Annotated in this window: 6 protein-coding genes and 2 riboswitches; of the genes, 5 read left to right on the top strand and 1 reads right to left on the bottom strand. The window is 53.7% G+C overall.

Annotation, left to right across the window (positions count from 1 at the left end):
* Nucleotides 1–30: 30 nt before the first annotated feature.
* Nucleotides 31–600 (top strand): GNAT family N-acetyltransferase, encoded by a 570-nt coding sequence (locus tag P156_RS0105995; RefSeq protein ID WP_027869349.1) that lies wholly within the window; start codon nucleotides 31–33, stop codon nucleotides 598–600.
* Nucleotides 587–1,039 carry a hypothetical protein gene (locus P156_RS0105990; RefSeq protein ID WP_027869348.1) on the top strand — a complete coding sequence of 151 codons (453 nt, stop codon included), beginning with the start codon at nucleotides 587–589 and terminating at the stop codon, nucleotides 1,037–1,039. The genes P156_RS0105995 and P156_RS0105990 overlap by 14 nt, the downstream gene beginning before the upstream one ends.
* Before the next feature lie 95 nt (nucleotides 1,040–1,134).
* On the opposite strand, the gene P156_RS0105985 is transcribed toward P156_RS0105990, so the two are convergent.
* The gene (locus P156_RS0105985) at nucleotides 1,135–5,085 is read right to left on the bottom strand and encodes a carboxypeptidase-like regulatory domain-containing protein (RefSeq protein WP_027869347.1); all 3,951 of its coding nucleotides are present in this window, start codon (nucleotides 5,083–5,085) and stop codon (nucleotides 1,135–1,137) included.
* A gap of 185 nt (nucleotides 5,086–5,270) precedes the next feature.
* Nucleotides 5,271–5,492, bottom strand: a riboswitch (cobalamin riboswitch).
* Between the two features lie 234 nt (nucleotides 5,493–5,726).
* Nucleotides 5,727–5,934: riboswitch (cobalamin riboswitch) on the top strand.
* 169 nt (nucleotides 5,935–6,103) lie between these two features.
* Here P156_RS0105985 and P156_RS0105980 point away from each other — a divergent pair.
* From P156_RS0105980 to P156_RS0105970, 3 genes are all read left to right on the top strand, one after another.
* Nucleotides 6,104–8,149 carry a hypothetical protein gene (locus tag P156_RS0105980; RefSeq protein WP_027869346.1) on the top strand — a complete coding sequence of 682 codons (2,046 nt, stop codon included), beginning with the start codon at nucleotides 6,104–6,106 and terminating at the stop codon, nucleotides 8,147–8,149.
* Nucleotides 8,150–8,228: 79 nt separating this feature from the next.
* Nucleotides 8,229–11,357 carry a hypothetical protein gene (locus P156_RS0105975; protein ID WP_027869345.1) on the top strand — a complete coding sequence of 1,043 codons (3,129 nt, stop codon included), beginning with the start codon at nucleotides 8,229–8,231 and terminating at the stop codon, nucleotides 11,355–11,357.
* On the top strand, nucleotides 11,347–12,507 hold the full coding sequence (locus tag P156_RS0105970; RefSeq protein WP_027869344.1) for an ABC transporter substrate-binding protein: 1,161 nt from the start codon (nucleotides 11,347–11,349) through the stop codon (nucleotides 12,505–12,507). The genes P156_RS0105975 and P156_RS0105970 overlap by 11 nt, the downstream gene beginning before the upstream one ends.

Raw genomic sequence — 12,507 nt, 5'->3', positions numbered from 1 at the left:
TGCGTTACGTCTGATGAGAGGAGCGGGGAAATGATCAGACCTGCGAGAGCACAAGATCTGGATGGAATAGAAGAATTGTATGACCACATCCACGATCTGGAAGAGGCTGGTGGACAGACCATTGGTTGGATCCGGGGAATATACCCTGTCCGGGCAACTGCAGAAGAGGCGCTGGCGCGTGGAGACTTGTTTGTCATGGAAATCGACGAGACGGGTTCCACAGGGGAGATCTGCTCCCGGATCGTTGGTGCGGCCTTCATCAACCAGCTGCAGGTGGATGTGTACGATCAGGCCAACTGGCGCTATCCGGCAAGGGACGATGAGGTCATGGTCATGCATACGCTGGTCATCGATCCGGCGGTCCAGCATCGGGGATTGGGACGTGCGTTTCTGGAGTATTACGAAGACTATGCCAGAGTCCATGGCTGCCGCTGCCTGCGCATCGACACCAATGCCCGCAACGAGACCGCGCGGGCGATCTACCGGAAGTATGGGTACTGGGAGGCCGGTATCGTATCCACCACATTTAACGGCATTCCGGGTGTAGACCTGGTGCTGCTGGAAAAGGCAATCGAGGAGGAGAAGGATGGACATCAGTGAGATCACAAGGCAGGTAAAGGGCGTGTTCGCAGCAGAAGGGGAGAGTGAACAGTTTGCCAGAAAGGCGTGGGAGATGGGCCAGGAGTACGCCCGCACACACCGCTTCAACAACTCACGCTACTATCACAATTACCAGTTTCAGCTGGAGGACGGCACCAAAGTCAGCTCCCATTCCTTCTTCAGCATCTACACCACCCGCAACCAGACAGGAGCCTATCTGGACGCAGAGAAAGCCGTGCAGGAAGCCTGCGCGGCTGCCGGCGAGCCGTTGGATGACGCCGCGCAGAAGGCTTTGTTCCACATGGTGCGGGACCAGCGCTTCGGTATCAACGGCGTCTTCAAGGCCGTGCTCTCGCCCGCCGAACCACAGCAGATCAGTTACACAGACTATGTGCTTATCATCGCTGCGTTCTGTGCGGGGGCCTTGGGACTGGCATAGGGGGATCGAGTTCCGAAATCCCTCAAAGATGGAACTACATCAAACGACAGGAAAACCACCCGAGAGAAGGGTGGTTTTCCTGCCTTAGCATCGGTTTATTTGGTTTTCACGGTTTTCTTCGACCACTTGGAGTAGTAAGTCTTCCCGTTGACGACCGTGTAAGCTCTCATCTTGATTCGATATGTTTTCTTGCGAGTCAGCTTCTTGAGTTTGGCGGACTTCTTTTTGGCAGATTTCACTGTCAGTGTCTTCGCATCCTTGAAGTTGCCGCTCTTGGTGTACATGATCTGGTAGCCGGTCAACTTTGATTTTGGCTTCTTCCACTTGAGTTTGATGGTCTTTTTGCGTGCCTTTGCCTTGGTGATCTTGCAGGCTGCAGGATTGATGGCAAAGTTGGCGCGCAGTGTGCCTCGGTAGCTACCCTTGCCGGTGATGATCACGGTTGCGGTGCCGATGTTCTTGTTGGATGCATAGGCGATCGCATAGTCCTTTCCGGCCGTGAGTCTCTTGCCGTTCATGGTGATGACAAGCTTCTGCACCTGTGTCTTTCCGTTGAACGCCTTGGCTTTCAGTTTGGAGAGGGCTGCGTATTTCAGATCGCTGCGCAGCGAATTCAGTGCAGCTTCCCTGTCGGCCAACTGAGAAGCGGCGTCCTTGTTCTTGTTCAGTGCTTCCTGCAGGGCCTTCTCAGCGGCAGCTAGTTCCTCAGTCAGAAGCTGACGATCCGTCTTCTGCTCGGCTACGCTTGTGTGCAGTTCGTCCATGGCCTTGTCGATGGCTTCCAGGCTGGTGGCATTCTGGATGGCCTCCCGGGCCTGCTTCTGCAGGTCGCAGATCCTCTGCTGCTGAGCCTGTCGGTAGTCCGAAAGATCGACCAGATCCGCGGCCTCCTGCTGCGCCTTTTCTTTGGCAGCGGCCAGCTGCTGGAAGATAGCCTTCACCTGTAGGAAAGGTACGGTGATCGGATCCTTCAGGTCTTCCTTGCTGACAGACTTGACCGTATAGGTGCCGTCTTCCGGGAAAGTGAAGTGCAGTACGCCATTCTCATCGGAGACAGCGCTGACCTCATGGCCATTCTCGTTTGCCAGTGTTACCTGGAATCCGGTGGCCTGTGCCGGCTGTTTGGGATCGCCGGTGTGAAGTACGACATCGTGGCTTTCGGCAGGTGCTTCCTCCCTGATTTTATCGAAATACAGATATTGATCGCTGTAGCTCTTGTCGATCTTGATAGTGACCAGGTCACCGCTGTGGACGTCCGTCTTCTGGTAGCCCATGTGGTCAACGTAACTGTTGTTCAGTCGGTAGGAGGTCTGGTTGGTGTCTTTGCCGAAGATCCTGGTGACCACGTACATGCCAAAGTCATACTGCTCCAGGTAATCCAGCGGCTTCTTGTCAAAGTTTTCTCCATACATCTCTTCGTGGACGGCCACCAATACATCCAGGATGGTGACCATCTTCTTGTGAGAACTTGGTTTGGCATACTTGTGAGACTTGGCAGTGTCGCCCTTGACATGAAGTTCCATGAGCTGTCCCGGCTCACCGGCAGTCTGATTCACCTGCACGAGTACGTCAGCTTCGTCCGGCAGCTGGGCGTTTGCAGCTTTGGTCTCTGCCTTCTTCAGTACAGACAGCGCCTCCTGGAAAGAGTCCTCGGTACCCTCTTCCTTGTTCAGTGCGGTTTCTGCTGCGGCAATGGCCTCCTGGAAGGCAGACTTTGTGCCGGAGGGATACTCCAGCGGCGCATCGCCCTCGGTGATATCCGCCAGCTGGGCCTTCGCCTTCTCGATTTCCTTCTTCAACTGGTTGCGGAAGTTGATCTTCAGAGAGAAGGTATAGTCCACAGTGGGCTCGAAATCGTTGGGCGTCAGATAGACTTCTTTGGACTGATATCCCTCCATCGTCAGCAGGCAGTGGAGCTGTTTGCCGCCAGGGACAGTGAAGGACCCGTCTTCATTTGCCGGGATCTCCTTGTCCTCTACGGTGATGGATCTGACCACATCTTTCAGTTCCTCAGAGGTGTCCTCATCGTATACCTTGAGCGTGATGGTGTGACTATCCAGATACTTCTTGATGGTGATCTCCTGAACAACATCCTCGGTGGGCTTGAGATAGTTGTATTGGCTCTCCTGGTAACCGTCCTTGGACACGGCGCAGTTGTACTGGATCCCATCGTACAGGCGGTAGCTTCCGTCTGCTTCTGGTGCCACGGTCTCTCCGCTTCTGGTGACAGTGATCACAGGCTCGGGTACATCCTCGCCCAGCTGATCCTTCACGTGGAACTTCACAGTGTGCATGCTGTCTGCTTCCTTGAGGAGAGAGAGCACCACGTGCTCCTCTTTGGCCGGTGAGTAGCCGGTCTTTGTCGCCTCGGCGGCGCCTCCCTGTGCCACAAAGCCTTCCTTGGAGACGGAGATAGTATATTTCTTCAGGGAATTGAGTTTGAAGGTACCATCGGCATTCGGGGTGATCTCGGTATTGTCTGCCTCGTCCACCACCTTGATGGTGGCGCCATCGATCGCCTCTTTGGTCTTCATGTCGGTTACATCCACCGTCACATCAAAGTCGATGACGGGCTTGTCCTGGACGGTGATGTGGAAGGTGCGCTCCGCCAGAGGCTCCTTGTCATAGTACACACCGTTTCCATCGTACTGATCGTAGCCAGTGTCGGCGGGGTAGAGTTTTAGCGTGGCCGTGAAGTCCATGCCGCTATCTCTGTAGGCTGCTTTCGGGCTGAAGGTGACCGTGCCGTTTTTGCCTTCCGGATAACGGATCTTCTTCAGGTTGGTGCTGGAGAAATAAGTCGTCTTCAGGATGCTGCTGTCGATGAACCAGCCCGCCCGGAACTTGTTACTACGCTTGAAGATAAAACTTTTTATCTCGGTCCCGGTAGTATCATAGTAAGGCACTGTGACATTGGTTCCCTTGCCCTTGATGGCATCCGCATGGTCGCTGCTGATGGTCCCGTTAGAGAAGTACTGGTCCATGTAGCGCTGAGCATCCTGCTGCGGTGTCATGATCTCTGTGCTGTCGCTGACGCGCTTCAGGTTTTCCTTGTCGATCTGGAAGTCGTGGACGTAGTAATACTTGTCCGGGGTCTTGTCCTGCTTGGCAAAGTGGCTGGCGGAACGGGCAGCGTAAACCTTCGGCTCTCCCAGAGTGATGGGCACGGGCCAGAAGGTGTAAGCGTTGCTCTCCGGCAGAATCAGCCCACCCAACAGATTGCTTTCCTTGCCGCCGACTTCTTTCTTTTCTTCTTCCACGGCCTCAGCGATGATGGTGTCCTTGGTGGCGGTGTCGGAAACATAGAAGCGATCGGCGCCGGTTCCCTTCATGGTGACGATGGCGGTGGCCTTTCCATCCTTGATGACAACAGTAGCCTTCGATACCACGATCATGCCGCTGGCATCGGTCGTCACATCTGTCTTGAATCCGGTTGCGGTGTAGGTCCCGTCAGTGATCTCTTCTGGCTGGGAAGGATCCGTGGGGTTTGTCGGATCTGTGGGGCCGGTGGGATCTGTGGGGTCTGCTGGCTGGTCGGAACCACCCTGGCCAGGTTCATCCGGTTTCTGGGAAGGATCGATGGTGATCATGTAGGTGTAATTGATCCAGTGCGGTTGAGACATCGCCGTTGTTCTGGCGCTGATCGCTGTTTTCTCGTTCAGTTTTACAGGCAGGGTGACCTTCTTGTTCTCAATCTTAAAAGTGTCTGCGCCCATCTGGTCCGTATCCGGATCATATATGGAGAGCTCCTCGCTCTCTGCGGAAACGGTTCCGATATGAACGTGTGACATGTTTGCGCTGCTGGCTGTGAACTCACCTGTAGCCTGCCCGTCCTTGATGGTGACGCTGGTGCAGGTCAGCCTGGCCTTGCCGGTGCCGCCATCGAACGCATAATGATCCGCGTCGATGGTATAGGTTCCGTCTGCCAGAGTCGCGCTGCCTGTGCCCGTGGGGTTTTCGTCCGCAAATGCAGGAACGCTCATCATGGACAAAGCCACCGCTGCAGATAGCAGAAGCGCCATCACCTTTTTCAAGTGTGTTTTCATAGATTCTTTTCCTTTCATTGTAATCCTTATGATGAAATGACTTGTACGCTTCTGGGGAACTCTGCCGGCATTGCCTTCTCCACAACAAGAAAAACTGCCTCCTCCTGCGAGAAGACAGTTCATAAACACATCAAAAATGCAGACCCCACTGCATGGTGTGATTGGACAGCTTTCTCCGGAAGCGTTTCTCCAACTTACAATGCAGCAGGTTTCCTGGCTCAGGGATCCATCGTGTACAGCTCCTTCTCGGGCGGAGGCGGGCGAATCGACTGATTCACCTGACGTAGCCGTCCAATGGCGATCGCTGTACGCATCTCCCCTCACAGTGACCGGATCGCTCGGGATTTCCACCCGATTCCCTATTATCCCCGCTATTACCGCAGGGCACTGCAAAGCGTACTATTCCACCCGTAATTATACTGCGGTAATGGGGTAACTGTCAACACAGAACCTGTCTTTGGAAGATGACTGCACAGGGAAGGGGTGCGGGTAGTATCGAAATCAATACTCTGTTCACCTGAGAGTTTCCCCACGCGACATTCCTGTCGCTATTCGGGTCCTTTCTCCTCAGGCCCGCATCCCGCGGTAGATTCCTCATTGACAGGCGGCAGATTTATGGTAGAATATTAGAAGCGTAAAACTGAATACGAAGCCAGTTCGGTGCCCCGGCCTGCGCGGCCGTGGGATAATAGGGAATCAGGTGCAAGTCCTGGACGATCCGGTCACTGTAATGGGGAGTTTCGGTACACGATGTCATTGGGAAACAGCCTGCAACGGCGCAAGTCCTGAGAAGACGTACTGTTGCGAGGAACCAGAGTCAGGAAACCTGCCGAATCTGAGATTGATGCCATGAACTTCCGAAGAAGGTTCGTCAATATTTCTTTTGTTATGTGTAGACCTTCTCCATGGTTTGTGGAGGAGGTCGTGCTGGTTTTTGGGCCCTGCGTACCGAAGATGCGGGCGGTCAGCGATGCGCGTGGTTATTTCACAAAACATTGTGTCATGAGAAGGAGGAAGTATGAATAGTAAGTTGAAACAGATACTGACGCTGTTGCTGTCAGTGTGTGTGGTGTTTGCATTCAGCAGCGTGGCTGCGTTTGCGGATGGGGAAGGGACGAGTAGCCCGACTCTGGAAAGCGTTACAGCAGCGATTGGGGAATTGTCCAACGATCCGCGTGATTTCAAAGCTGAGGATCGCGAAAAGGTCGAAGCTATTCAGACCGACTATGAGGCTCTTTCAGCAGAGGATCAGGCGACGATCGACAAAACATTCAACCATCCATCCGGAGACGGTCAGTCCTACGGCCGCGTTCTGGAGGCCGCTTTGTGGGCAGTGCGCTCATATGAGATCGATACGAACACCGTATTGACAGATGGTACCTACACGACAACATCTGAGCCGGCCGTCAGTTCCCAGTCCGACAAGGGTAAGAGTGATTCGAGCCGCACAAGAAACTGGTGGGTTGAGAGCGTCACCGTGGAGAACGGTCAGGCGACAGCCAACATCTATGTGACGAGTGGTGCGGCAACGAAAGCCAAACTGACTTCATACCCAAGTGTGTGGGTCGGTGGTAAGTCAATCGAGCGCGATTCGAATAATAACTACCCGATTCCGGTGGACCTGAACGGTGTGACCTACTTCGGCGGAGTCTCCTCGAGTATGCCAAGACCGATCATGTATTCGTTGAGTACTACTATCGAAGAACCTGTTAATCTGGCCATCACTAATAACACTGGCATGTTCAAAGCCGAGACAGCATCGCTGGAAACCACAGAGGGGAAGACTTACCTGGTCATGTCTCTTAGCGGTAAAGGCTATCATGAACTGTACAAGGGAACCTATGAGCAGGCTGTAGCCAATGGAGATGGCAGCAAAGATAATGGGAATGACTCGTGGATCCACGGCTATTTGAATGCAGCCGGTAAGTGGGAATTCAGAATTCCGGTGGAAGATGGGGAGTCTTATATGCCGCTGGTGGCGGTGTCTGATTCCTACTATCAGAAGTATCTGCAGGGGCAGAACTCTCTGGCAAGAGCGTTTTATCCCAGACAGATGGAGCTTGATCGTGCGGCAGGTACATTGGTTACAGGTGACTATGAGTTCAGTAGAGATATCACAGTGACAAACAATGTCAAGATGCTGAAGGTGAACTCCGCAAAGTTGGATACAGTTGGGGGGCCAAATTCTAATAACTACAAGGCTGATCTTGTTCTCGAGATGGGAAGTGAGTCTTACAGCGAGGCGTTTGTCGGAACGTTTGCAGAGGCAAATGCGGCTGAGAAGACGATTGCGCTTGCGGATGGAAATGTGTTTACGATCCCCGTCAAATGGGTGGAGACCTTTGGGCAGCCTGAAACTCTGAAGACGCTGGCGAATGGAGAGCCGTTTTATCTGTCTCTGAAATCGAAGAAGAACGGTACATGGTATGAACGGATCGCAACATTGGACGAAGGGAATGGTACATTAGTGATCGATCCAAGTATTGCCGATTACACGGCAGTGGATGCCGCTATCGCAAAGATTCCTGGAGATCTGAGTATTTATACTGACGAAACAGTAGCAGCAGTAACAAAGGCGAAAGAGGCCGTAGGTAAGAAGGATAAGTTCGCGACACAGCAGGATGAGGTTGATTTGATGGCGAAAGCTATTGATGACGCAGTGAAAGGGCTGGTCAAAAAGACAACTAAGCCTTCGACTACTTCCAACACTGGGAAGCAGGCTGCTACCGCCAAGGCCAATAGGATCAAAACCGATAGGATCAAAACCGAGCAGAACAAGATCAAGAACATCGCTCTGGCCAAGGTAAAGGTCAAGAAGGGAAAGAAGAAAATAACTGTTAAATGGAAGAAGAACACCAAGTTCGCCGGCTACCAGATCATGGTCGTTGAGCAGAAGACCAAGAAGCCTGTCAAGACTCTGAAGGTTAGTGTCAAAGCCAAGAAGAAGGTCATCAAGGGGCTCAAGAAGAAGACAAAGTATATCGTGACCATCCGCGGCTACAAGACCGTCGAGAAGACCGATATCTTCGGGAAGGCCACGACCAAGACCGTCAAGGTGAAATAAGATTGCTCCAGACAATCTTTTATATGGGAAACCCGCCACAGAGCGGGTTTTCCCTTCATAAGTTTTAAGGAGAAATAAATTGAAGGAGAAAACGATCAAAAAACTGATTTCCATAGGACTGATCCTGATGATGGTGATGTCCACTGCTGCCATGGGCTTTGCGGAGGATGGGACGGAGGAGCCGGTCCAGAAGAAGGCCCAGACAGAAACTCAGGTCGAGAAGGAGAAACCAGAAGCCGAAGAGGAGAAGGTCCAGGAGGAGGCTCCGGCAGAGGAGCCGGTGGTCACTCCCGAACCGCCCCAGGAAGAACCTCAGGAAGCTCCGGCGCCGGAATCCGAAAAGGTTGCGGAGAAGAAGGCAAGTAAGAAGGAGTCCTCTGCTGAACAGGAGCAGGTTGCTGAGCAGAAGACTGCCAAGGAGAAGTCTTCTATAAAGAAATTAAAGAAGAGTCCAAAGGCCCTTACAGACGGCACCTACAAACCGTCCACCTTCAGCTTTTCCGGCGGCACCGGCAAGGCGAAACTGACCTGTGACCAGGTCATCCTGAAGGATGGCAAGGCCACCGCCATTTTCCGGGCCAGCAGTGAGAAGATGACCCACGCCTATTTGGGAACAGTACCCGAAGGGAACGAGGACACTTCTCTCTTCGATCCTGCCAGCGGCAAGATGGGGAAAGATGTCTACCGGATCATCGATCAGGTTACTTACGTACCGGTGGTCCTGGAGGAGGAGGGGGATATCGCTGCGCGTACCACCGCCATGAGCGAGCCCCACTGGATAAATTACAAGTACAAGATTACTCTGGCAGAGGACGCGCAGAAGCTCAGCGATGACACCACGATCCCCACGGATTACTCAGAGGAAACACAGGTGTCCACAGAACTGAAGGGCACCTACAAGGTGGACAGTTTTACTTTCAAAGGTGGGACCGGAAAGGCCACCGTCAACTGTGACCGGGTCATCATCGAGAATGGCAAGGTAACGGCCTTGTTCAAGGCTTCCAGCAACAAGATGAGCCACATTTACATGGGGACAGCAGGCACCAACGAAGAAGACAAGACCCTCTACGATCCTTCGAAGGATCAGGGGAAGGCAGGTGTGTACCGGTTTATCGGCCAGAACGCCTATGTGCCGGTGACTCTGAACAAAGATATGCCGGCTGCCTGCCGCACCACTGCTATGACTGTGCCCCACTGGGTGCAGTATACGTATCACATTGCTTTGTCCGATAATCCGGAGAAGATCAGTGACGAGACTACCGTGCCGGAAGGCTATGCGGTGGATGTTTTGAGCGGTGATTCCGGTGAGCCGGGCGGAAACTCCGGTGAGCCGGGCGGGCAGACGACTCCCACAAAGCCAACGGACCCGACACCAACTACCACCTCCAAGCTCTCTGACGGTACCTGGAAGGTGAAGGCGACTACAGACCGGGTCATGTTCAACCTGTATCCAAAGGAGAAGGATCCAGTGCAGGTGATCCTGGTCAAGAAGGGCAACAAGATGACAGCCACCATCACGCTGAATGGTGACGGATATGACTATGTATATATGGGTACCCCGGCTCAGGCCAAAAAGGCAGGGATCAAGAACTGGAGCAAGGCGAAGATCGTCAATGGGTACTATACCTTTACGGTTCCGGTGTCTGCATTGGATAAGAAACTGGCAATTACGCCTCATTCCAAGAAGTATGAGACGGATGGTAACCCGGGAACCGACCCCTGGCGGGCGGGCAAGTGGATCATCTTCTACAGCGCCGGGGCAGTGAAGGTGAAGGACGGCACCACGGTGGCGCCCACCAAGCCCAAGGCCAAGGAGGAGAAATACGCTACCTCCGGCAAGCAGGGGAAGATCAAACTGACCGACAAGAAGAAGGACAAGGTCTCCAAGTGGAAGGATGACAGAGGCAAGAGCACCTCAGCGGTGAACAACAAGACCAGCCTGAAGGACGGTGTCTACGCACCGGACCGCTTCAGTTGGAGCGGTGGCTCAGGCCGCCTGGCGTACATCAAGTGCACCAAGATCACCGTCACCGGCGGCAAGGCCTATGCCACCATCGTGTTTGGCAGCAGCAAGTACGACTCTCTGAAGGCCAGCGGCCGGGTGTTCTCCAAGAGCGGGGGTGGCAACTCCACCTTCACGATTCCGATCAAGCTGAACGCCAACAACACCATCATCGGCAGGACCACTGCCATGTCCCAGCCCCATTGGATCAAGTACAATATCTTTGTGTACAAGAAGGGGGCGACGGGTGCCAGCGCCGATGCGGCCAAGGGCGATGACGGTCATTTGACCAGCACCAAGAAACTCTCCGACAAAGCTCCGGACCTGCTAGGGCTGAAGGTGAAGAAGGGCAAGGTGGTGGAGAAGGCGGAATACTTCAAGATCTTCCGCTACGAGAAGGGCATCACCTTGATCTCTTTGGATCAGGCCAAGGACACGGCTCTGTATAAGGAAGAAAAGAAGGAAGCGGCAGAAAAGAAAGCCGATGCACAGAAAAAAGAGCAAGACAATGGCGAAAAGATAGAGTATGATGAAGAGGGCAAACCCATCGCCAGATCCCAGAACGAGATCACGGCGGACCTCTACCAGAACAACGTGGTAAACTATCTGGTGGTACCAAAGGGCGTGGAGATCCCTGCGGGCCTGGACAAGGACTGCATCATCATCCAGCAGCCAGTGAAGAGCACCTATGTGTTCGACAACACGGTGGCCAGCGAGTTGGAACAGTTGAAGCACATGGACGATGTTTCTCTCCTGGGAATGGATGAGGCGGATCTGCAAGACGCTGCCAGAAAGGCCCTGGACGAGGGCAAAGTGAAGGTCACCGGCGATGTACAGAAGCCTGATTATGCCCAAGTAGTGAAGGAAAAGGTCAAGCTGGCCGTGCTCCCGGGCAGCGTGCTTCCAGAGAAGGTCAAGGCAGAGGAGAAAGGCCTGTTGGGCGGCAGCGATAACGAAGAGGCAAAGAAAGAGTCCGAGCAGAAGACGAAGAATCTGGCTGTCCTCCAGAAGCGTTTTGCAGCCCTGTCGATCCCCATGCTGGTGGACCGCGCCGATGCGGAGAAGTCCAACTATGCCAAGGCAGAGTGGATCAAGGTCTATGGCGCCATCTATGGCGAGGAAGACCTGGCCAAGAAAGTTTTCCAGAAGTACATGAAAGATCACAAAGAAAAGAAACTGAAGGGTAAGAGCAATGATGAGAAGTAAGAAAGGACGGGTACTGGCCCTGGTGGTGGCTGCGGTCATGGTGATGATGGCTTTGTGCACGGGCTGCGGTGGCGGCGGGAACAAAGCCGACTCTGACAACAAAGCCCCCCAGATCGAGGGCCTGACCTATGAGTCAGAACTGCCCTTGGAACGGGCGAAGGAGTTCAGCGTTTACCGCTATCAGGACGGGTATGATCTGATCGACATCCACGATCACCAGCGATTCCTGCTGGTGCCGGAGGGGAAGGAGGCTCCTGAGGGTCTGGACGAAGATATCAAGGTCCTCCAGAAACCCATCGACAGAATCTACCTGGCGGCTACAGCGTCCATGGCTATGTTCGCCTCCATGGACGCGATGGATCACGTGCGCATGAGCTCCATCAAGAAAGAGGCATGGACCTTTGACGAGCCGAAGAAGGCCATGGAGGAGGGAAAGATCCTCTACGCAGGCAAGTACAGCCAGCCGGATTACGAGACCATTCTGGATGAAGGATGCGATCTGGCGCTGGAGTCCACCATGATCGAACATACCCCAGAAGTACAGGAGATGATCGAGGACCTGGGCGTTCCGGTGATGATCGACCGGGCCAGCTACGAGTCGGACCCCATGGGCCGGGCAGAGTGGATCAAGCTCTACGGCGTGCTCACCGATCACGAGAAGGAAGCGAACGCGTTCTTTGACCGCCAGATGGAGGAACTGAAGGCGCTGGATGACTTCAAGAACACAGAGAAGACCGTGGCGTTCTTCTATATCTCTACCGATAACAAAGTCGTCGTCCGACGGAGCACAGACTACATCCCCAAGATGATCGATATCGCGGGAGCGCGGTACGTGTTCAAGGATCTGGATGACGAGGACGGTCGAATCTCCATCGACATGTCCATGGAACAGTTCTATGACACTGCCAAGGACGCGGACTACATCGTATACAACGGGAGCATCGATGGCAGCGTGAAATCCATGAAGGCGCTGCTGGGCAAGGATCCCATCATGAAACAGATGAAGGCCGTGAAAAACAACAACTGCTGGGTCACTGAGAGTGCGATGTACCAACGGACGGACCTGGTAGCGGATATGATTATGGATTTCCACAAGCTGTTTGCTGAAGACGATCCAAAGGATCTGAAGTATATCACAAGATTGGAGTAA

Origin of the sequence: Eubacterium sp. AB3007 (genome assembly GCF_000688015.1) — a bacterium.
GTDB lineage: Bacteria > Bacillota > Clostridia > Peptostreptococcales > Anaerovoracaceae > Aminicella.
This window is presented reverse-complemented; position numbering and strand designations above follow the sequence as displayed.